This window comes from Maricaulis sp. (assembly GCF_017642925.1).
Lineage (GTDB): Bacteria > Pseudomonadota > Alphaproteobacteria > Caulobacterales > Maricaulaceae > Maricaulis.
In genome coordinates this window covers 1-21549 of record NZ_JAEPOL010000020.1, presented here as the reverse complement: position 1 = coordinate 21549, position 21549 = coordinate 1, and the positions used below count along the sequence as shown (strand labels likewise).

Below are 21549 nucleotides of genomic sequence, written 5' to 3'. Positions count from 1 at the left end.
TGTACCGTGCGTGTTTAACCCCGCCTGCATCAAACCCGATCTTCCTTAACCAACCATGAGTCAACGGGTACTTTTCGTCCCTTTCGGAACAAGATAAGAACAAAATGGCGGATTTGAAGACCAGTCTTGTCCACGGGTGGTGCGCGGCATGATACGAATCGGGATCGACCTGGGCGGCACGAAGATCGAGGCCGCCGCCATGAATGCCGCCGGCGAGATCCTGGCGCGCGAGCGGCGTCCGACACCGGGCAATTATGGCGTACTACTGGACACGATTGTTGCTCTTATTGCGCACCTGGAGAGTGATTATGGGCCCGCTAAGGTGGGGGTTGGTCACCCCGGCTCCATCAGCCCGAAGACCGGCCATATCCGCAACGCCAACTCGCAATGGCTGAACGGCCGCGCCCTCGGCAGCGACCTGGAAGCCCGTCTCGACCGCCCGGTCCGTCTCGCCAATGACGCCGACTGTTTCGCCCTGTCCGAAGCCCGCGACGGCGCTGCGGCCGGCGCCAGCATCGTGTTCGGTGTCATCCTGGGGACCGGTACGGGCGGCGGCATCGTGATCGACGGCAAGCTGCTCGACGGTGCCCAGCGGATCGCAGGCGAATGGGGCCACAATCCCCTGCCCTGGCCTCGGCCGGACGAATATCCCGGCCCGCAATGCTGGTGCGGTCAGACCGGCTGTCTGGAGACCTGGCTGTCCGGCCCCGGCATCGCGCAGGACCATGCCCGCCGCACGGGCACGACACTGACAGCACTCGAGATTGCCCGCTCGCCGGACCCCGGCTGCCGGGACAGCATGGCCCGCCATGCCGACCGGCTGGCCCGCGCGCTCGCCAACGTCGTCAACCTGATCGACCCGCATGTGATCGTTTTGGGCGGGGGCGTCTCCAATGCCGACGGCCTGGCAGAGACGGTGCAGGAGCGCCTGTCCGCTCACATCTTCTCCGACGTGCTGGAGACCCGCGTCGTCCGCCATCTCCATGGCGACAGTTCCGGCGTGCGGGGTGCGGCCTGGCTGTGGCCGGCCGAGCCGCGATGAGCGGCGATCCGGGCTATTGCCGCGCCTGCCTGACGCCATTGCCGGAAAGCGCAGGCGATGCCTGTCCCGCCTGCGGTTCGCACAAGCTGCTGCGGCATCGCGAGATCGACACACTGTCGATCGCCCATATCGATTGCGACGCCTTCTTTGCGGCCATCGAGAAACGCGACAACCCGGCCCTGGAAGAATTGCCCGTTATTGTCGGCGGCGGCCAGCGCGGTGTCGTCTCGACCTGTTGCTATGTGGCGCGGCTCTATGGCGTGCACTCGGCCATGCCGATGTTCAAGGCGCTGCAGGCCTGCCCGGATGCCGTCGTGATCAAGCCCGAACACGGCAAATATGCCGCCGAGGGGCGGCGCATCCGCGAGATGATGCAGGACGTCACCCCGCTGGTCGAACCGCTGTCGATCGACGAAGCCTTCCTCGATCTGACGGGGACGACACGGCTGCACGGCGCGCCGCCCGCCCTCACGCTCCTGCGCCTGCAGCGCCGTATCCGCGAGACGGTGGGCATCACCGTCTCCGTCGGCCTGTCCTTCAACAAATTCCTCGCCAAGACCGCGTCCGATCTGGACAAGCCGCACGGCTTTGCCGTGATCGGGGAAGGCGATGCGCAGGCCTTCCTGGAGAAGCAGCCGGTGCGGGCCATCTATGGCGTCGGCCCGGCCTTTGCCGCCAAGCTGGAACGCGACGGGATCCGCACGCTCGCCGATATCAGCCGGCATGGCGACAAGGAGATGGCGCGGCGCTATGGCGAGATGGGTTTTCACCTGGCACGGCTCGCCCGCGGCGAGGACACGCGCCGGGTCAAACCGGAACGCGACCGCAAGAGCGTGTCGAGCGAGACCACTTTCAATGCCGATCATGACGACCGGGAGACGCTGGAAAAGCAGCTCTGGCGCCTGTGCGTCCGTGTGTCGGACCAGATGAAGGCGCAGGCGATTTCCGGCTCGGTGGTAACGTTGAAGCTGAAGACGTCCGGCTTCAAGACCCGAACGCGGCGGCGCACCCTGTCCGAACCCAGCCAGCTGGCCGACACGCTATTCCGGGTCGGAAAGGAATTGCTGGCGCCGGAGATTGACGGTACGCGCTACCGGCTGATCGGGATCGGCTTTTCCGGCCTCCAGCCCGCCGTCGCCGACAGCGGCGATCTTCTCGATCCCAATGCCATCCGCCGCGCAACGGCCGAGCGCGCGATCGACAAGGCCCGGGCGAAATTCGGCGGCGATGCTGTCGTCAAGGGAATCGCCTTCCGGGCCAAGCCGAAACGCGAGCGCTAGAACCCGTCAATCTGCCATCGTATCGAACCAGTCGTACGGCATCGGCCACAGCGCCTCTGCCCCCCGCCGGAACGCCCCGGAATGCCCGACACGCGCGGCGCCGATATCCGTCGGGGCAAGGGTGACGAGTTCGGTGGAAGCCGCGGAATAGAGGTCCAGAATGTCCTGTGCAGCACCCGCTGTCGCAATCGGATCGTCGGTGAACTGGTAGGAGCGGATCGGGGCCTCGATTGCGCCGAAACAGTGTTCCCCGATCGCTTCGAATTCATCGCCCAGATAACCGGGTCTGGATGCCCAGCGCCGCCATTGCAGGAACACATCCCGTGGCAAGGCCGTACCGCCCCACATACCACCCGGCGGGATATATCCTTTCAGGGCGAGGCAGGCCGAGCCATAGGCGAACCAGAAGAACAGAACCTGCGGCCGGTAATAGGCCAGATGCCGGCCCCAATGCCCCGACCCGACGCAGATGAAGGCATGGGCGCGTGCTTTCGCGGCGTTGTCGGCCAGGCCGACAAGATGCCCGCCCACCGAATGGCCCAGCGTGAAGAGCGGCTTGCCGGGCGCCAGGGCCTGTGCCCGGTCGAGCGCAGCGGGAAAATCGAGCCGGCCCCAGTCGACGATATCGGCCTTGTATCCGCGCATCCGCGCCGGCGCCGATCCCGCGATGCCACGGTAATCATAGAGCAGACAGGCATAGCCCCGCTCGGCACCGGCCAGCGCGATCCGGCGGTAGAAGCCCTTGGGAAAGCCCGTCCCCGAGGAGACCAGAACCGCCGCCCGCGGCTGTTCGGGCGTGATGATCCGCCCCGACAGCGAGTAGCCGTCGCGCGCATCGAATCGGATTTCGTCTTCACGGATCATCGTCGTCATGTGCGCACTGTGCCGGATGACGTTCGCGTCAAGTCAAGCAGGCAGATTGCATGGGGCCGATACATCACTAAGTTGTCGGCATATCGAGCCAAGGAGCGCCCCATGTCCGCCATCGAAGCCCGTCTTGCCGAGCTCGGCATTTCCCTGCCCCAGCCGGTCGCCCCGGTTGCCAATTATGTGCCCTTCGTGCGCACCGGCAATCAGGTCTTCCTGTCCGGCCAGGTCTCCATCGGCCCGGACGGTCTGGTCGCCGGCACGCTGGGCGATGACATGGATCTGGAGGCCGGACAGGCCGCGGCGCGGCTGTGCGGCATCAATCTCATCGCCCAGATGAAAGCCGCCTGCGAGGGCGATCTGGAGCGCGTGAAACGGGTCGTGCGTCTTGGCGGTTTCGTGGCCGCAGCCCCGTCCTTCACCGATATTCCCAAAGTGGTGAATGGCTGTTCCGACCTGATGGTCGATGTGTTCGGCGACAAGGGCCGGCACGCCCGCTCCGCCGTTTCCTGCCCGGTCCTGCCGCTGGGCGCCGCCGTCGAGGTCGACGCGGTTTTCGAGATCGCCTGATGAAACGCATCCGCGCACGGGACTTCACCGCCGAACGGGCCTGGGGCGCCGAGCGCCTCGCCCTGTTCGGATCCACCGGGGTCAGCCTGCACTGGACCGACCAGCCTTATCGCTGGCACCGCAATACCGGTGACGAGGTCTTCGTGGTGCTCGATGGCCGGGTCGAGATGAAATACCGCGAGGCCGGCGTCGAGAAATCCATGTTGCTGGAAGCCGGCGACGCGCTGGCCATCGGCGATGGCGAGGAGCATGTCGCCCATCCCCTGGGCGAAGCGCGCATTCTCGTCGTCGAGGATATCGACAGCGATTAGCCGCCTGTCATGTGGCTGACGAAGATCGAGACACCGATCCCGATCAGCACCGCCCCGCCGGCGATCTCGGCAAACCCGCCCAGCCGCTCGGCGACTTTGGGACCGATCCGGTAGCCCAGGCTGGCCATGGTGAAGGAGGTCAGCCCGATCGCCAGGGCTGACCAGGCCGGACCGCCTGCCAGAGCAAGGGCGATCCCGACGGCGGCGGCATCGATACTCGTCCCCAGCGCCGTGACGACCGTCGCCAGAAGGCCGGACGTAGCGGCGGCCGGTTCATCCGCTACGTCCTCGTCCGCACCCCCCAGTCCATTTCGGATCATCATTCCGCCGATCGCTGCCAGCAAGATCAGGGCGATCCAGTGGTCGACGGCGGTTATCCAGTGCGCGGCCACGCGTGCCAGCAGCCAGCCGGCCAGGCACATCAGCCCCTCGGCGAGACCGAACACCGCCCCCACCCTCATGGCGCGCAGGGTTCGCGCGGCCGGATCGGAAGCGCCCCGGGCGAGCGCAGCGGCAAACGCGTCGGTCGACAGGGAAAGACTGGTGAGCGGGAGTGTGAGAACCGAGATCATGCCCTCGCATAGGCGCGACGGTGCAGACCCGCAAGCGGTCGGTGCGCTTCGAAGCCTCACACGATGATTTTACACCGGAAAACCTCGCAGTGCGGGGCAAGACCGGCTAGATGTGCGGCGCTACCGGTTTCAAGGGGTCCGATCATGACACGTTTCGCGGGAATTTTCGCCGCCGCCATTCTCCTGATGGGTTGCCAGCAAGGCGATGCCAGCGCCCAACTGTCCGACACGCAGCGCGAGGAAGTGCGCGACATCGTGCGTGACTACATTCTCGAGAACCCGGAAATCATCGAAGAGGCCCTGATCGAGCTGCAGCGCCGGGCCCGCGCCCGCGAGATGCAGGCCGCCTATGACGCCGTCGAAGCCCAGTCCGAGGCCATCTACAACGACCCGCGCGACCCGCGCCTCGGCCCGGAAGACGCGGAGATCGTGATCGTCGAATTCATGGACTACAAATGCTCCTACTGCCGGGTCGCCAATGACTGGGTCGAGGACGTGCGCGAAGAGCATGGCGACCGCATCCAGTTCATCATCAAGGAATACCCGATCCTGGGCGAGGATTCGCTGGAGGCGTCGCGCGCGGCGATCGCGGCCCTGCAACAGGGGACGGACATCTACGAGGCCTTCCACAATGCGATGGTGTCCTCCTCCGGGCCGCTGCCCAGCGAGCGGATCAACCAGCTCGCCCGCGTGTCGGGTGTGGATGTCGAGCGCATGCGCGAGGCGATGGAAAGCCCGGCCATCATGGAACACATCAGCCAGGTGCGCTCGCTCGGCCAAGTGCTGGGCGTGACGGGCACGCCCTTCTTCATCGTCGACGGCACGATCGTATCCGGCGCCAACGAACTCGCGCTCGACGAAGCCCTGCAGCGGGCGCTCGCCGGGTAGCCCCTGCACGCTGCCTTCGCGTCCCCGGAACAGGGGATGCCCGCGTCCGGTCCGGTTCAGCTAGACAATGGCGGAACCGGACCCGGAGACGCGATGCGGTACGCTCTTATCCCCATGGCCTGTCTTGCCATCCTGCCGGCCGCCTGCGGCAAGATGCCGGGAGAGCTGCGCGAATACGTGCAGCAGGATGGCGATTGGGGCTGGGGCAACGGGACGGGCTGCAAGGACCGCACGGATGTCTGGGACATCGCCGGCGACCGGATCACGATCTACAGCCAGGGCGAGATTGCCGGATATCTGCGCCTGGACGAGCGCCGTGGTCTTTACTCCAACGGGCTGACGTCCGGCAGCGGGATCTGGACCGACATGCTGTGGATCCTGCACGGCCCGGCACCGGACGGCAGCGGCGAGACCGGACGCCAGGAGATGCGTCTTGCGATCCGCGGCGGCCCGGGACCGACGACCGCCCTGCGCACCTATAACCACCGGCTTTTTATCGACGATGCGACGGGAGAGCGCCGCCGGATCGACGAGCCCCGGCGTGGCGACCGGATGATCCCCTGCAATGAACGCAGGTGAGAACCGCAGGGCTTGCCGGTTCCGTCCTCCTGAACTGATGCCCGCCATCGCGAGCCGGACAAGCGGTCAGACGCGCATCTCGACATGGCCGGCCGCGGTGATTGTCCAGGCCGGATTGTGCGCGACTTCCCAGGCGTGCCCATCCGGATCGGCGAAATAGCCGGAATATCCGCCCCAGGGGGTCTCCTCGGCCCGCTTCAGCACGCTGCCTCCGGCGGCCACCGCCCGGTCGAGCGCCGGGTCGACCTCGGACCGGTCGCGGACATTGTAGGCGAGCGCGATCCGGCCCGTGCCGTCATTGTCGCGTTTCATGTCGAGATCGAAACTGTCGCGCCGGAACAGGCCCAGCACGATGCCGTTCAGCTGGAAGAAGACGACTTCCTCATTCTCGAAGGCCGCCTTCCAGCCCAGCGCTTCGTAGAAAGCCCGCGAGCGCGCGGTATCGGCAACGCCGAGGGTGATAAGCGAGATACGCTGTTCCATCCCGGTTCTCCCTGTTGGGAAATCAGAATAGAACAAAAACGGAACATCGCAAGAGCGAAATGAATCAGATCAGACCGGAAAGCGGACTGGACGGATCGGCATAGCGCTTCTTCGGCATGCGGCCGGCCAGATAGGCCTCGCGGCCGGCAATCACGGCATGACGCATCGCACGGGCCATCCGGACCGGATCCTTCGCCTCGGCAATCGCCGTGTTCATCAGCACACCGTCACAGCCCAGCTCCATCGCCACGGCGGCATCGGACGCCGTACCGACACCGGCATCGACGATCACCGGCACTTTGGTCTGTTCGACGATGAGGCGGATATTGACGGGGTTCTGGATACCCAGGCCCGAACCGATCGGCGCGCCCAGCGGCATGATCGCACAGCAGCCGATCTCTTCCAGCTTCCTGGCGTAGACCGGATCGTCGGAGCAGTAGACCATCACCTCGAACCCGTCCTTGATCAGCATCTCCGCCGCGCGCAGCGTCTCGGCCATGTCGGGGTAGAGGTGTTTGGGATCGGACAGGACTTCCAGCTTCACCAGATTCCAGCCGCCCGCCTCGCGCGCCAGGCGCAGCGTGCGGATCGCGTCCTCGCCGGTAAAGCAGCCGGCCGTATTGGGCAGATAGGTGTAATCCTCGGGCGAGATGAAATCGACCAGGCGCGGCTCGTCCGGATTGGACAGGTTCACCCGGCGCACGGCGACCGTGATCATCTCGGCGCCGGACGCCTTCAGCGCCTCGGCATTCTGGGCGTAGGTCGCATATTTGCCCGTACCGATGATGAGGCGGGAGGTGAAGGTGCGGCCGGCGACCACCAGCGGCGTGTCCTCCGCGACGTTCGGGGTTACGGCATCATCCATCTCATCCACCTCCAACAAATGCGACAATCTCGATCCGGTCGCCGTCCTGCAGCGCCGTTCCGGCGTATTGCGATCGCGGAACAATCTCCAGATTCCGCTCCACGGCGATCTTCCGTCCGTCCAGATTCAGGTCGCTCACCAGGTCCGCCACACGGGCGCCATCGGCAATCGACCGGCTTTCGCCATTGACTGTTAGCTGCAGCACGGCTTCGCTTGACCTTTCGTGAGTCCTGACGTCACTCACCTCGTAATTCTCCTTGAGGCTTCAAGGCAAGGCCATGAGCAAACCCATTCACATCCTCAACGGACCGAATCTCAATCTTCTCGGCACCCGCGAGCCCGAGGTCTACGGTTCCATGTCGCTCGCCGACATCGAACAGGCCTGCACCGCCCACGCCCGTGATCTGGGGATTTCCATCGTGTTTCGCCAGTCCAACCATGAAGGCGAACTGATCGACTGGCTGCATGACGCAAACGTCAACGCGTCTGCAGTTGTCTTCAACCCGGGTGCCTATACGCATACATCGGTCGCTTTGCATGACGCCGTTCGCGCTATAGAACCTCCGGTCATCGAAGTTCATTTGAGTCAGACAGCGGCACGCGAAGCTTTCCGACACCACTCCTACATCGCATCCGCCGCGCGGGGCTCGATTACCGGTCTGGGGCTGAACAGCTACCTGCTCGGTATCACTGCCGCCGCCGGATGCCTCGAAACGCAATAGACGGAACCAAAGGCCTGATCATCATGAGTTCTGATTCCCGTTCCCGCTCCCCGATCGACCCCCAGCTGGTCCGCGAACTCGCGGATATCCTGCGCGAGACGGAACTGTCCGAGATCGAAGTCGAGCATGACGATCTGCGTCTGCGGATTGCCCGTCAGCTGACCGCTGCGCCGGCCGTGCAGACCGTCTCCGTCCCGGCCGCTGCGCCAGCTCCGACACCGGTGGCTGCTGCCCCCGGCGCGGCTCCAGCTGCAGCCGAAGCTGCTGAAAAGCCCGGCACGGTGAAATCGCCGATGGTCGGCACGGTCTATCTGAAGCCCAATCCGGACGCCGCCCTGTTCGTGCGCGTCGGCGACCAGGTGAAACAGGGTGACACCATCCTGCTGGTCGAAGCGATGAAGACCTTCAACCCGATCACCGCCGAGAAGGCCGGTACGATCACGGATATCCTGGTCGAGGACGGGCAGCCGGTGGAATACGGCGAAGCTCTCTTCGTCCTCTCCTGACGCCCAAGCCGACGCGAGAGCCGACATGTTCGAAAAGATCCTGATCGCCAATCGCGGCGAGATTGCCCTTCGTGTCCATCGCGCCTGCCGCGAAATGGGCATCCGCACGGTGGCCGTCCACTCCGAGGCCGACGCCAATGCCATGCATGTCCGCCTGGCGGACGAGAGCGTGTGCATCGGCCCGCCGCCGGCCGGCAAGTCCTATCTCAACATTCCCGCCATCATCACGGCAGCCGAAGTGACGGGCGCCCAGGCGATCCACCCGGGCTACGGCTTCCTGTCGGAGAACGCCCGCTTCGCCGAGATCGTCGAGGCGCATGGCCTGGCCTTCATTGGCCCGACGGCCGAACACATCCGCATGATGGGCGACAAGATCACCGCCAAGAAGGCCGTGATGGAAGCCGGTATTCCGGTGGTCCCCGGTTCGGAAGGCGGCGTGGCGACCTATGAAGAAGCCCAGCCGATTGCCGCGGAGATCGGCTATCCGGTGCTGATCAAGGCCGCATCCGGCGGCGGTGGCCGCGGCATGAAGGTCGCCGAGAGCGCCGACAAGCTGAAGGAAGCCATGGAGACTGCCTCGGCGGAAGCTTCGGCCGCCTTTGGCGACGGCACGGTCTATCTGGAAAAATATCTCGGCCAGCCGCGCCATATCGAAATCCAGGTGCTTGCCGACATGCACGGCAATGTCGTCCATCTGGGCGAGCGTGACTGTTCGCTGCAGCGCCGCCACCAGAAAATCCTCGAGGAGGCCCCCTCGCCTGCTCTGAGCCCCGAAGAGCGCGCCAAGATCGGCGAGACGGTTCGCAAGGCCATCGAGGCCATCGGCTATCGCGGCGTCGGCACGATCGAATTCCTGTGGGAAAACGGCGAGTTCTACTTCATCGAAATGAATACCCGCCTGCAAGTCGAACACCCGGTCACCGAGATGATCACCGGCATCGACCTGGTGCGCGAGCAGATCCGCGTCGCCGACGGTGCCCCGCTGGGCATCACCCAGGACGATATCACCTTCGAAGGCTGGGCGATCGAATGCCGCATCAATGCGGAGAACCCCCGGACCTTCGCGCCCTCGCCGGGCACGGTGACCGATTTCCACGCGCCGGGCGGCCTCGGCGTCCGCCTCGATTCCGCCCTGTATGCGGGCTATTCCATTCCGCCTTATTATGACAGCCTGATCGGCAAGCTGATCGTTCACGGCCGTACGCGCACGGAGACCCTGTTGCGCCTGCGCCGTGCGCTGGAAGAAATGGTGGTCGGCGGAGTGGAGACGACGATCCCGATCTTCCTCGACCTGCTCGAGGAACCGGATTTCGTGAACGGGGACTACCACATCCGCTGGCTTGAGGAATGGCTGGCCAAGCGTAACGGCTAGCCGCCGGGACCCCGCGGTCCCGCATCTTGAGCGATTGCGTGACCGTTCCTGTGTTTGCGGTCACGCGTTGGGAGCGGTAGCCCGATGCGCGGTTTCGGCGCAGAAGACCTGATCGAATGCTATGCCCGCGGCGTGTTTCCCATGGCCGAGGGACGCGACGATCCGCGGATCTACCTGCTCGACCCGGACGAGCGGGGCGTGCTGCCGCTGGAGGGGTTCCACATTCCGCGCACCCTGCGCAAGGCGGTCCGCCAGGACGCGTTCGACATCCGTTTTGACACTGCCTTCGAGGCCGTGGTGGCCGGGTGCGCCGAACCGGCGCCGGGCCGTGAGGAAACCTGGATCAATGACGGTATTCTCAGCCTCTATCGCGAACTTTTCCAGCTGGGTTTCGCCCACAGCGTCGAGAGCTGGCAGGACGGTGAACTGGTCGGCGGTCTGTACGGGGTTTCGCTGGGCGGGGCCTTTTTCGGCGAGAGCATGTTCTCGCGGCGCACTGACGCGTCCAAGGTGGCGCTGGTCCATCTCATCGCCCAGCTGAAGGCCGGCGGCTTCATCCTGCTGGATACCCAATTCACCACAGAACATCTGGAACGCTTCGGCGCGATCACCATACCGCGCGCGATGTATCATCTGCGCCTGGCCGATGCCCTGAAGATAAAGACGGGATTTCCACCCGTGCCCGAGGGGATGAGCGGGGCTCAGGCCCTGCAGTCGATCACCCAGACGTCGTAGACGGCGTGTTCCAGCGGGTTCTGCGCCGGACGCGAGGCAAACATCCAGCCCGAGAAAATCTCCTCGCCATCCGTATCAACCCCGAAACCGTCGGTGCGGCGGTCTCGGATTTCCAGGAAGGCATAGGTTTCCGGGGTCTCTTCGGGCGGACGGCGGCGGCAATAGCGCGGCGTGATGGCCAGGGCGCCGAAATTCACGGTCTCGCCGATCGCGATCTCGAAATCGCGGGTCCGGGCAGTGACCTTGTCCAGACCGCGCAGCACGACGATGCTGCCCGGTTCGCTCGACAATTCCTCGCCGTCGCGTGCATCGGGGTCATCGCCCCGCAGCATGTCGCCGATAGGATCGTTGTCCTGCGCCAGCGCGCCGGCGGCAAGACCCAGGGAAAGGAGACAGGCGGTGAAGACGGTTTTCATGACGCGTACTCTGCCCTGACAATTATGACCGTGTCGAGACGGAGCTGAGGCAGGACCGCGCCGTCTCTCCGCGGAAAACTCAGGCTTCGTCGGGCGACCAGGCTTCGTAATCGGCGGTGGCAGACTGACGGCCCTGCGGCGTCAGCAGGCTGCCCGACGGGCGATAGGCATAGACCGTGCCCGTGAGATTGGGATGGTGGTCCTTTTCCCAGGGCTGACGGCGCAGCGGTTCTTCGCTGGGCGGCGTCTCGAAGGTGTGATGCAGCCAGCCATGCCAGTCGGACGGCACGCGCGACGCGTCGGCATAGCCCTTGTAGACCACCCAGCGGCGCTTGTTGCCGTCGGGGCCGGTCACGCCGCGCTCCTCGAAATAGCGATTGCCGTATTCATCCTCGCCGACCTTCCTGGCGCCGCGCATGGCCAGCGTCAGGAAAGTTCCCGGCGTGGCGTCTTTCCACCACACGAAAATCTTGGCGATCGTTCCGAACATTGTCAGCGGCTCCGAGTCGGTCGACACAGGTTGCGGCCTATATGCCCGCATGGCGCGGGCGGGTCCAGTACCGAACGCGGCTGCACGGTGTCGCAGCCTGCCCGCCCGCAGGCTTCTGACCGGCCCCGCCACACGGTAGACTGGCAGCTTGTCCGGGCGATTCGCGGCGCATGACCGGGGCCCGGCCGGTGTCTGAGGGTGGACGCATGGAAGTCTTCGATCGTTTCGCGCAGCAGCTGGCCCGGCAAGGCGAACGCCTTGCGCCGGAAGAGCGTACAGTGACCGCATCCGGCGACGATGCCGAGCTGGCATCCAGCAGCCGGACGATCATTGTTCCTGCCGACTGGAGCGCGAACGCCGCCCAGAGCCTCGCCGACCTTCTGGATACGCCCCGCCCGCTGCGCACCAGGCCGCGGCCGGGTGTGAAGGTGATCGGCAGCCTGACGCCGCACATTGCCGATGACGAGACCCGCATCACCGAGAGCGGGCTGGAAAGCTTAACGACGCGCCTCGCCGGATCGCTGGCCTGGTCGGCGGCCCGCCAGGGTGCGTTCGAGACGCCGGAAATGGCGGAGACCTTTGCCCGTGAGCTCGCGGCCAGCCTGACCAGCCGGCATGTCATGCCCGACGCGAACCTGATCGCCGAGGGCGGGGTCGACTGGGCTTATGGCGATACGCCGGAGAGCCCCGATGCTCCTGAACTGCCGCTGCAGATCCGCGCGGCCGCCCGCACCGCCCCCGGCCAGTTGCGCCGTGTGGCGGAAACCGCCCTGCGCGGCTCGATCCTCGAGGTCGGTGCCCGGGTCACCCGCGAGCGGCTGGAAGCCATCGGCGAAGCCTGCCGGCGCTGTTCCGGCGAGCCCGACGACTGTTTCGATCCGCGCAGCAATGCCGCCCTTGCCCGGGCGATGCGCCGCGCCTTGAAGGACGGAGTTCCCGAGGAAGCCGTCGAACGCGCCCTGTCGCTGGCCCGCCAGGGAACCGGCGACGATGCCCTCGGCGCGCTGATCCCCGACCCGCTGCCGCAGCGCAAGGCCCGGCTGTATGTGCCGCCGGCCCTGTGCGAGGCGATTGCCAAGGACGAGGCCTGGAGTTTCGAACAGGATGGCGGCAGCGTCCGCGCCCGTGATTTCCGCACCGGGATCGCCCGGACCGTCTGGAGTTTCGGCACCCCGTCCCTGGCCTTCCATGAAAGCCCGGACGCGGCCGGACCGACCCTGTTCGTCAACCTGCCTGCCTATATCGGTGTGGAGGGCAGTTTCGACGCCGATCTCCTGTTCGATGCCATACGCTACTGGGCGGCAGCCCTGGCCCTGAGCGCGCCGAAGGGCGCCGCCTGGGCCGGCACGATCAGCCTGACGGGGCTTGGCGCAGCGCTGACCGCCTGCGGGCTGGCCTATGACAGCGATGAGGGACGCACCGCTGCCGCGGCGATCGCCCGGCTGGCGACCCTCGCCCTGCGCGATGCGGCAGCCGGTACCGGCGCCAGCGCACCGGGCCTGGGTCCGGACATTCCGCTCGATACATTGCCGGCCGGATTCGAGACGGTGGCCGCGCGTCTGGAAGACGCAGCAACACCCTTCCTGCCCAAGGCCGCCCTCGCCCGTCCGGGCGTGGTGCTGGCCTGCGGTCCTGTCGACAGCGCTGTCGCGGGCCTGATGGATGCAGACAGCGACGGTGCGGCCCCCGTTCTGGGCGCCACAACGACCACCGGCGATGTGTTCGGCGGTGGCCGCACCCTGCGGCGTTGCGTCCGCCAGGGCCTCGAGGCGCTGGACCAGTCAGCCGCCCGCATCGAGCAGGCCGAGGATCACGCCGCCGGCCGTGGTACGCTGGCGGGCGCTCCGGCCCTGTCGCTGGAAGCGCTGGCCGAACGCGGCCTGCCCGAAGACGTGCTTGAAAGGCTGGAGGATTCGATCGCGGAAGGCGCCTCGATCCGCCATGCCCTCAATCGCTGGACGCTGGGCGACCGGGTCTGCCGCGAGCTGGGTCTGTCCAGCGATGTGGTCGAGGCCGAAGGCGCCTCCCTGTGCCGCGCTCTGGGCTTTTCCGAAGCCGACATCGCTGCCGCCGACCGCCATGCCCAGGGCACGGGCGAACTGCACGATTCCCCCACCCTGCCCGCCGAGATCCGGTCGGTCTTCGCACCGGTCGCACCGCACGGCATCATGCGCATGGCACATTCCGTCGAACAGCAGATCGGCGGAGCCTGCGCCATCGCCCTCGAGCTGGACGGCGATGCGACGATCGACGATGTGTCGGCGCTGATCGATGCCGGCGCCGAGCTGGGCCTGCGCCGGCTGGATATCCGCCGCACGGCATCGGGCCTGTTCGATCTGCTGCCGGCGATCGATTTCGACAAGGGCGACTATGCCGCCGACGCCGCGCCGCAGATCCATGAACGCATTGTCGAGCGGACCGTCGAGCGCGTGGTCGAGAAGCCCGCAGCGCGCCGCAAGCTGCCGGATCGCCGGAAAGGTTATATCCAGAAGGCCACGGTGGGCGGTCACAAGGTCTATCTTCACACCGGCGAGTTCGACGATGGCGAGCTGGGCGAGATCTTCATCGACATGCACAAGGAAGGCGCGGCCTTCCGCTCGCTGATGAATAATTTCGCCATCGCGATCTCCATCGGCCTGCAATACGGCGTGCCGCTGGAAGAATATGTCGACGCCTTCGTCTATACGCGGTTCGAGCCGGCCGGCCCGGTCGAGGGCAATGACTCGATCCAGCAGGCGACCTCCATCCTGGACTATCTCTTCCGCGAACTGGGCGTGTCCTATCTGGGCCGCGAGGATCTGGCGGAAGTCTCACCGGACCGGGCCGACCCCGGCGGTCTGGGCAAGGGTGTCCAGCAGGAAAAGCTCGCCCAGGAAGACGCCGCGAAATTCATCTCGCGCGGTTTCTCGCGCGGCCAGGTGCCGGACAATATCCTGATGTTCGCCAATGCCCCGCGCAAAGCGGCGAGCGGCCGCGGCGACGGGTCCGGCGAAGCCGGGCATTACGAGCTCGAGGATCACACGATCACGCGGGCCGGCAGCCGTGACATCACGGCCTATTCCGGCGATCCCTGCCCCGAGTGCGGCCATTTCACCGTCGCCGGCGGTGACGGTGAACCGCGCAATTGCGATGCTTGCGGCTGGACGGGTCCGGCCATCGACTGATCCCGTCCACCGGTACGGCTCTTGCTTCGCGAGAGGCCAGTCGTTCGGAGCGCTCCAGAATGAAACGGATTTGGCTTGCCGCCCTGGCCGTCCTGACCCTCGGGACCGCCGCCCATGCCCAGGATGCCTCACAGATTGCCCGGGTCCAGTCCGGCCAGTCCTGCCCCGGCTGCAACCTGTTCCAGGCCGACCTGTCCTATCTCGACCTCCCCGGCATCGACGTGTCGGGCAGTCGCCTGCGCCAGGCCAGCCTGGCCCTCGTGACCATGAACGGCGCCCGCTTCGACAATGCGAACCTGTCGGTGGCGAACCTGTTCGGCGGCCGTTTCACCAGTGCCAGCTTCCGCGGTGCCGATCTCAGCCGTGCCAATCTGGTCGGCGCCTATCTGCACAGCGCCGATCTGACCGGTGCCAATCTCGAGGGCGCCAACCTGTCCGGAGCCGAACTGGGCACGACGCGTGGCCTGACCCAGTCCCAGCTGAACCGGGCGTGCGGCGACGAGTCCACGGAACTGCCGGCCGGCCTGCACATCCCGCGCTGCAATTAGACACGTCCTGCACAAGGAAAGCCGGCGCCAAGGCTGGCCAAGGACAGGCGGGCTTCATACGATATGCACCGGGGTTACTGTGATTTAAGTCGAACTCCCCCGGCGACTGCCGTATCTGAGTGGATATGCGGATACAGACACGCGTCATTTCGGCTTTGCTTGCGGCAACCTGCCTTGCGACGGCTCCGGCTTTCGCGGGCGGAGACGACGATCATCCGCGGCGTGGCCTGACGATCGGCGGCGAGTTCGAGAACTGGGATTTCTCCGACAAGAACCTGGCCGGTGCCGTCTTTGTCGGCGCGAACTTCCAGGGCGCATCCTTTGCCGACAGCGAGCTGCCAGGCGTCACCATCGTGGAGAGCCGGTTCAACGACACCGATTTCTCCGATGCCGACATGCCGGCCTCCCAGCTCACCGGTGTCACCTTCTCGCGCGCCAACCTGTCCGGCACCCGCTTATCCGGCTCGCGGATCGAGCGGGTGAACTTCTCGGCCGCCGATCTCGAAGACACCGACTTTTCCGCCACCGAAATGGTGTTCGTCACCTTCATCGGCTCCCGGCTCGACGGCACGCTCTTCAACAGCGCCCGGCTGCGGCAGGTGAATTTCCTGCGCGCCGAGCTGAACGAGACGAATTTCCGGGCGGCCGAACTGCGCCGCGCCAACTTTGCCGAAGTCACCGGTACCGAAGTGAGTTTCCGCAATGCCGACCTGACCGGCTCCAGCTTCGAGAATGCCGAACTGGGCGAAGTCGATTTCACCGGCGCCAATCTCGCCGGTACGAATTTCTCCTCGGCCCGCATCCGCGAGGCCATCGGCCTGACCAAGGACAGCCTGACCGGCGCCTGCGGCAATGATGCGACCGAGCTGAATGACGGCCTGCAGCTGCCGGTCTGCAGCGGCAGCGACGAAATGCGCTTCGGGCCGGCCCAGGAATACAGCTATGTGCTGCGCCTGCGGGGCGAATCCGACGCCGAGACCGTCATGGAGTTGCGGGCGCTGGAAAACGCGCGCATCGAGGTGCTCACCCAGATCGGCCAGGCGCTGGAAATCCACGCCGAGGATCTTGACCGGGAAGCGATCCGCGAAGCCACCAATGAAGCGCTGCGCGAGATTGCCCGCGCCGAACGGGAGCTGCGCGAAATCCAGCGTGAGCGCCATGTCGAGCGCGCCGAGATCGAGCGTGAGCGCGAGGAAGCGCTGCGCGAACATCGTGCGCTGCAGGACGAGCTGCGGCGCGAGGCCCGCGAACAGGAACGCGCACTTCGCGAGCTGCAGCGCGAGACGGACAGGAGCAGCGTGACCACGCGGTTCGAGTTCCGGATTGCCCCCCCGCCGCCGGAAACACCTCCGCCGCCGCCCGAACGCTGAGGCATCGACGGCCCTGCCGTCCAGCCCCCACCATCATTCGTGACAGCCCCCTTCTTGTGCCGCGCGCCGCACGCCGCTACTCCGGTGGGCAAGGCGCCCGGCTGGGCGGCCGGACTCGTTTCCAGGGGGCGTTCATGCGTATATCGACCATCATTCTGGCTGGCCTGTCGGCCAGCGGTGCCGCCATGGCCCAGGTACCTGAGGGCCCGTTTGCCGGCGCCGTAACAGAGGCCGCGCCGCAGGCCGAATTTCCGCTGACGCTGGAGGCCGGACAGGTCGTCACGCTGAGCACGGCTTCGATCGAAAATTTCGACACCGTGCTCGCGCTGATCGGCCCCGACGGCAAGCCGGTCGCGCAGAATGATGATTGCGACGGCTCGCTGCAGTCCTGCATCACCTTCATGCCGCCCGAGAGCGGCCGCTATACAGCGCGCGTGACGGGCTATGGCGAAGCGACCGGCGCCTTCGAACTCACCATTGCCGAAGGCGCGAATGTCGGCCTGTCCTACGCCGCAGAAACACTGCGCGAGGAGGTCGTGACGCTGGGCAGCGGCGCGAGCGAGGTCCGCACCGAGATCGATCTGGACGCCGATACCATCTTCGTCGCCTCGACCTTTGCCCTCACCGAGACGCTGGACACCACGCTCACCCTGCTGGATGCCGACGGAAATGTCCTCGCCCAGAATGACGATCGCGGCGATGGCTCGCTGAACTCCCAGATCGTCTACCAGCCTGACGAAGCGGGCCGCTTCACCGTTCTGGTTGGCAGCTATGACGGCCAGGGCCAGGGCGATCTTGTCCTCTCCCTCGCGCTGGACCCCAATGCCCAGGTGCCGTTCGACTTCGCCAGCGTCGAGGGCGAGATCATCGCCGAACACTCGGGCGTGCTCGGCGCCGACAATCGCGAGCAGAGCTATCCGGTCGAGCTGACCGCCGGCCAGACGGTGATGATCGTCGCCGATGCAATCACCGACGATCTGGACACGGTGCTGACGCTGAACGGGCCGGACGGGTTTCCCGTCGCAATGAATGACGATCGCGGCGACGGCACGCTGAACTCGGCCATTGCCTACACCGCAGCGCACAGCGGGACCTATACGCTGGAGATCTCGCGCTATCACGGTTCGGACACGAGCGGCGAATTCCGCATCGTCCTGAGCGCTGTGGACGCCAGCGTCGTCGACACACTCCAGGCGCTGAACGAGAACGTCGTCACGCTGAGCGGTCCGGAGCTGACGCTGGAGACCGAGGACTTCATCGTCCACTACACGCTGGACGGTAGAGACGCCTCCTCGGGGCACTATGCCGAGCTGGTGGGTATCGCCCTGCAGGATTCCTACGAAGCCCAGATCGAACGGATGGGCTGGGCCGAACCGCTGCGCGACGAGAATGGCCGCTACCGTGCCTATGTCGCCCATGTCGACGGGGCGATGGGTTTCACCAAGCCTGTCGAGACCGTGTTCGACAATCCCAACACGCCGGATGTCCGCGAAACCCTGGCGGCCCGGACCGCCTTCGTGATCGACAATGATTTCCTGGGCCTGGGCAAGGAGGCGCCGGCGGAAAGCCTGCTGCGCGCCACCGCCACCCATGAGTTCAACCATGTCGTCCAGTTCGGCTATGACGCCGAGGAAGGCCTGGACTGGCTCTATGAAGCGACAGCCTCCTGGATCGAGACCGTCACGATGGGCAGCGACCAGGATGCGACCGACTATGTCGGCACCGATTTCGACACGCCGCACCTGTGCTGGACCACCCAGACCGGCGGCCATGACTATGCCCAGTGGACGCTGCTGCAATCCATGGCCGACAGCCATGGCGAGGCGGTGGTGCGGCGCCTGTGGGAGAACAGCGTGACGCTGGACGGGTTTGAAACCGCGTCCGCGACACTGGCCGAATATGGCACCGACATTCCCGCCACGATCCAGCGCTGGCGGGCGCAGAATTATGCCCGGGCCTATGATCTGGCGCCGCTCTTCTCCGGCTCCGTGGCCGTGCGCTATACGCTGGACGAGACCGGACGCTGGATGTCCAAGGGCGGACTGGAAGAACTGGGTGCGGACTATCTGGTGTTCGATCTGGACGGCCGTTTCCAGATCACGCTCGAAGGCGAGGACGGGCTGGAACTGATCGGCCTGGGCCGCCGCGGAGATGAGGTTGTCGCCATTCCCCTGGGACAGGATGGCGTGTTCGATACGAGCGGATTTTCCGATGCGGCCCTGATGGTGTTCAACCGCACCCTGCCCGCCGAGCCCGGGACGTGCAGCGGCGTCGGCTATTCCATCGAGATCGAGGCATCGACCGGCCGCATGGCCGCGCCGGCCTACCGGTTCGACGCGCCGCACTTCCTGCAGCCGGGCATCTCCGAGGCCGAAGACAATGACGAGACTGCCGCGCCCTGATTCCCGGGGCTCAGGTCCAAAAAAGCAAAAGGCCCCGGAGGTGTCTCCGGGGCCTTTTTTCGGTCGTGAGGGCTGGCCTCAATCCTTCTTGCTGTCCGGCACCACGGTGCGCAGGTGAAGCTCGCGAAGCTGCTTCATCTCCACCTCGGCCGGAGCGTTCATCATCAGGTCGCGGGCCTGCTGGTCCTTCGGGAACATCACGACTTCGCGCAGGTTCTCCACGCCGGCCAGCAGCATGACGATGCGGTCCACACCCGGTGCGATACCGGCGTGCGGCGGGGCGCCATAGCGGAAGGCGTTCAGCATGCCGCCGAACTCTTCTTCCACGGTCTCGGCGTCGTAGCCGGCAAAGCCGAAGGCTTTCAGCATCACGTCGGGACGGTGGTTCCGTACTGCGCCGGACGACAGTTCCACACCGTTGCAGACGATGTCGTACTGGAAGGCCTTCAGGCTCAGCAGCGCCTCTTGGTCGGAGCCGTCGAATTTCAGGAATTCGTCCGGATCGATCTGCGGCATCGAGAACGGGTTGTGGGAGAAGTCGATCTTCTTGTTCTCCTCATCCCACTCATACATCGGGAAGTCGACGATCCAGCAGAAGCGGAACGTATTTGTCTCGCACAGGTCCAGCTCGGTGCCGACCACATCGCGCGCCTTGCCGGCAAACGAGTAGAAGTCCTTCGGATCGCCGGCCGCGAAGAAGACGGCATCGCCGGCTTCCAGACCCAGCTCCGCGCGCAGCGCCTCGGTGCGCTCCTCGCCGATATTCTTGGCGATCGGGCCGGCACCCACCACGGCACCCTCTTCCTCGCGCCAGAAGATATAGCCCAGCCCCGGCTGGCCTTCTTTCTGGGCCCAGGCATTCATCCGGTCACAGAAGGCGCGGCTGCCGCCGGTCTTGGCCGGGATCGCCCAGACCTCGACCTTGGGGTTCTTCTCCAGCATGCCGGCAAACACCTTGAAGCCGGAACCGCGGAAGGTTTCCGACACGTCCGACATTTTGATCGGGTTGCGCAAGTCCGGCTTGTCCGAGCCATACCAGCGGATCGCATCGAAATACGGGATCTGCACGAAGGGTTCGTCCGGAACATGACGGCCATCGGCGAACTCGTCGAACAGGCCCTTCATCACCGGCTCGATCACGTCGAACACGTCCTGCTGGGTGGCGAAGCTCATTTCCATGTCGAGCTGGTAGAATTCGCCCGGCGCACGGTCGGCGCGAGCGTCCTCGTCACGGAAACAGGGTGCGATCTGGAAATAGCGGTCGAAGCCGGAGACCATGATCAGCTGCTTGAACTGCTGCGGCGCCTGCGGCAGCGCATAGAATTTGCCCGGGTGCAGACGCGAGGGCACCAGGAAGTCGCGCGCGCCTTCCGGCGAGGAAGCCGTCAGGATCGGCGTCTGGTATTCGGTGAAACCCTCCTCGACCATGCGGCGGCGGATCGAGTCGATGATCTTCGAGCGCAGCACGATACGCTTGTGCAGGCTCTCGCGGCGCAGATCGATATAGCGGTGCTTCAGACGCACTTCTTCCGACCAGTCCGGCTCGCCGAACACCGGCAGCGGCAATTCCTCGGCCGCCGACTGGATCGACAGATCGGCCAGGCGCACCTCGATCTCGCCGGTCGGCAGATTGGCATTCACCGTCTCGGCAGAACGGGCGATCACTTCGCCGGTCACCGTGATCACGCTTTCCACCCGCAGACGCTCCAGCGTGGCGAAGTGTGCGCTCTCCGGCTCCAGCACGACCTGGGTCAGCCCGTAATGATCGCGCAGGTCGATGAAGAGCAGACCGCCATGGTCGCGCTTGCGATGGATCCAGCCGGAAATCCGGGCCGTCTGGCCGACATGGTCCTTGCGCAGCTGGGCGCAGGTATGGGTACGGTATGCGTGCATGGGTAAAGCGTCCGGAAATCGGTGTTAGACAGGTGCCGCGATGTGCCGGTTTGCAGGGTGAAATGTCAAGCTGCACGGGGGATCGGGCGCAGTTGGGATGGTGACTTCGCTCCACCGCTCTCCACTCTCTCCGCTCTCTCCATTTTCCCCGGCCCCCGTGCCGGGGCCAGGAGGAGCCTCCTCCTGAAACGCCGCCAGACCCCGGAATAAATCCGGGGAAAGCGGAAGTGTTCATTTCAACCTCTCCCATTTTTCCCGGATGCAAGCCTGCGCAGGCAGGCTGCAGATCCGGGATCTACCGACCGGTGTGAAGCGTGAGCCGCGTCCAGTCGGTCCCGGACCGCGCTGCGCGCTTCCGGGAAAAATCGTGCATGTTTGGAGATGAGGAAGCACGAAATCCTCCACGGGCTTGCGCCCTGGAGCGATGAGAGGGGTGCGGGATGCACGGCGGACATCGTGTGTCCGATTTGAAGT

Annotated in this window: 22 protein-coding genes; 14 read left to right on the top strand and 8 right to left on the bottom strand. The window is 65.5% G+C overall.

The features are described 5' to 3' along the window. Positions 1-148: 148 nt before the first annotated feature. Together JJ918_RS14610 and JJ918_RS14605 are read left to right on the top strand one after the other, a co-directional pair. Complete coding sequence (locus JJ918_RS14610; RefSeq protein WP_291888841.1) at positions 149-1042, top strand: ROK family protein; 894 nt, start codon at positions 149-151, stop codon at positions 1040-1042. Then, positions 1039-2322 (top strand): DNA polymerase IV, encoded by a 1284-nt coding sequence (locus JJ918_RS14605; RefSeq protein WP_291888836.1) that lies wholly within the window; start codon positions 1039-1041, stop codon positions 2320-2322. The genes JJ918_RS14610 and JJ918_RS14605 overlap by 4 nt, the downstream gene beginning before the upstream one ends. Before the next feature lie 6 nt (positions 2323-2328). Here the strand turns inward: JJ918_RS14605 and JJ918_RS14600 are convergent, their stop codons facing one another. Further along, complete coding sequence (locus JJ918_RS14600; protein ID WP_291888833.1) at positions 2329-3195, bottom strand: alpha/beta hydrolase; 867 nt, start codon at positions 3193-3195, stop codon at positions 2329-2331. Between the two features lie 102 nt (positions 3196-3297). On the opposite strand from JJ918_RS14600, the gene JJ918_RS14595 reads away from it, so the two are divergent. After that, positions 3298-3759 carry a RidA family protein gene (locus JJ918_RS14595; RefSeq protein ID WP_291888830.1) on the top strand — a complete coding sequence of 154 codons (462 nt, stop codon included), beginning with the start codon at positions 3298-3300 and terminating at the stop codon, positions 3757-3759. Continuing rightward, complete coding sequence (locus JJ918_RS14590) at positions 3759-4070, top strand: cupin domain-containing protein (protein ID WP_271188232.1); 312 nt, start codon at positions 3759-3761, stop codon at positions 4068-4070. The genes JJ918_RS14595 and JJ918_RS14590 overlap by 1 nt, the downstream gene beginning before the upstream one ends. Here the strand turns inward: JJ918_RS14590 and JJ918_RS14585 are convergent. Further along, positions 4067-4642: a manganese efflux pump MntP family protein gene (locus tag JJ918_RS14585; RefSeq protein ID WP_291888826.1), complete on the bottom strand. Its 576-nt coding sequence runs from the start codon at positions 4640-4642 to the stop codon at positions 4067-4069. The two genes, JJ918_RS14590 and JJ918_RS14585, sit on opposite strands and share 4 nt — an antisense overlap. A gap of 144 nt (positions 4643-4786) precedes the next feature. Between JJ918_RS14585 and JJ918_RS14580 the strand changes: the two genes are divergently transcribed. Both JJ918_RS14580 and JJ918_RS14575 read left to right on the top strand, forming a co-directional pair. Further along, positions 4787-5530 carry a DsbA family protein gene (locus JJ918_RS14580; RefSeq protein WP_291888823.1) on the top strand — a complete coding sequence of 248 codons (744 nt, stop codon included), beginning with the start codon at positions 4787-4789 and terminating at the stop codon, positions 5528-5530. A gap of 93 nt (positions 5531-5623) precedes the next feature. Next, a complete protein-coding gene (locus JJ918_RS14575; protein ID WP_291888820.1) occupies positions 5624-6109 on the top strand; it encodes a hypothetical protein in 486 nt (161 codons plus the stop codon). A gap of 66 nt (positions 6110-6175) precedes the next feature. Here JJ918_RS14575 and JJ918_RS14570 read toward each other — a convergent pair whose 3' ends face one another. The 3 genes from JJ918_RS14570 to thiS all read right to left on the bottom strand — a co-directional run bounded on the left by JJ918_RS14570 (position 6176) and on the right by thiS (position 7659). Beyond that, positions 6176-6592, bottom strand: coding sequence for a VOC family protein (locus JJ918_RS14570; protein ID WP_291888818.1), 417 nt, complete (start codon positions 6590-6592; stop codon positions 6176-6178). A 64-nt stretch (positions 6593-6656) separates the two neighbouring features. Beyond that, a complete protein-coding gene (locus JJ918_RS14565; RefSeq protein WP_291888815.1) occupies positions 6657-7457 on the bottom strand; it encodes a thiazole synthase in 801 nt (266 codons plus the stop codon). 1 nt (position 7458) lies between these two features. Next, positions 7459-7659 carry a sulfur carrier protein ThiS gene (gene thiS, locus JJ918_RS14560; RefSeq protein WP_367277722.1) on the bottom strand — a complete coding sequence of 67 codons (201 nt, stop codon included), beginning with the start codon at positions 7657-7659 and terminating at the stop codon, positions 7459-7461. A gap of 76 nt (positions 7660-7735) precedes the next feature. Between thiS and aroQ the strand changes: the two genes are divergently transcribed. From aroQ to aat, 4 genes are all read left to right on the top strand, one after another. After that, positions 7736-8179 carry a type II 3-dehydroquinate dehydratase gene (gene aroQ, locus JJ918_RS14555; protein WP_291888811.1) on the top strand — a complete coding sequence of 148 codons (444 nt, stop codon included), beginning with the start codon at positions 7736-7738 and terminating at the stop codon, positions 8177-8179. 23 nt (positions 8180-8202) lie between these two features. Beyond that, positions 8203-8685, top strand: a complete 483-nt coding sequence (gene accB, locus JJ918_RS14550; RefSeq protein WP_291888809.1) for an acetyl-CoA carboxylase biotin carboxyl carrier protein — start codon at positions 8203-8205, stop codon at positions 8683-8685. A gap of 25 nt (positions 8686-8710) precedes the next feature. Next, positions 8711-10057, top strand: coding sequence for an acetyl-CoA carboxylase biotin carboxylase subunit (gene accC, locus JJ918_RS14545; RefSeq protein WP_291888806.1), 1347 nt, complete (start codon positions 8711-8713; stop codon positions 10055-10057). Between the two features lie 84 nt (positions 10058-10141). Further along, on the top strand, positions 10142-10792 hold the full coding sequence (gene aat, locus JJ918_RS14540) for a leucyl/phenylalanyl-tRNA--protein transferase (RefSeq protein WP_291888803.1): 651 nt from the start codon (positions 10142-10144) through the stop codon (positions 10790-10792). On the opposite strand, the gene JJ918_RS14535 is transcribed toward aat, so the two are convergent. After that, on the bottom strand, positions 10759-11208 hold the full coding sequence (locus JJ918_RS14535; RefSeq protein ID WP_291888801.1) for a DUF2155 domain-containing protein: 450 nt from the start codon (positions 11206-11208) through the stop codon (positions 10759-10761). The genes aat and JJ918_RS14535 overlap by 34 nt on opposite strands. Before the next feature lie 79 nt (positions 11209-11287). After that, positions 11288-11698 (bottom strand): NADH:ubiquinone oxidoreductase subunit NDUFA12, encoded by a 411-nt coding sequence (locus tag JJ918_RS14530; protein WP_291888798.1) that lies wholly within the window; start codon positions 11696-11698, stop codon positions 11288-11290. Positions 11699-11904: 206 nt separating this feature from the next. Here JJ918_RS14530 and JJ918_RS14525 point away from each other — a divergent pair, with 206 nt between their 5' ends. The 4 genes from JJ918_RS14525 to JJ918_RS14510 all read left to right on the top strand — a co-directional run bounded on the left by JJ918_RS14525 (position 11905) and on the right by JJ918_RS14510 (position 19182). Further along, positions 11905-14862, top strand: a complete 2958-nt coding sequence (locus JJ918_RS14525; protein WP_291888796.1) for a hypothetical protein — start codon at positions 11905-11907, stop codon at positions 14860-14862. Between the two features lie 59 nt (positions 14863-14921). Continuing rightward, complete coding sequence (locus JJ918_RS14520; RefSeq protein WP_291888793.1) at positions 14922-15410, top strand: pentapeptide repeat-containing protein; 489 nt, start codon at positions 14922-14924, stop codon at positions 15408-15410. 125 nt (positions 15411-15535) lie between these two features. Further along, positions 15536-16780 carry a pentapeptide repeat-containing protein gene (locus JJ918_RS14515; protein WP_291888790.1) on the top strand — a complete coding sequence of 415 codons (1245 nt, stop codon included), beginning with the start codon at positions 15536-15538 and terminating at the stop codon, positions 16778-16780. A gap of 134 nt (positions 16781-16914) precedes the next feature. Then, complete coding sequence (locus tag JJ918_RS14510) at positions 16915-19182, top strand: pre-peptidase C-terminal domain-containing protein (protein ID WP_291888787.1); 2268 nt, start codon at positions 16915-16917, stop codon at positions 19180-19182. A 78-nt stretch (positions 19183-19260) separates the two neighbouring features. On the opposite strand, the gene aspS is transcribed toward JJ918_RS14510, so the two are convergent. Further along, on the bottom strand, positions 19261-21075 hold the full coding sequence (gene aspS, locus JJ918_RS14505; RefSeq protein ID WP_291888784.1) for an aspartate--tRNA ligase: 1815 nt from the start codon (positions 21073-21075) through the stop codon (positions 19261-19263). Positions 21076-21549: the final 474 nt, after the last annotated feature.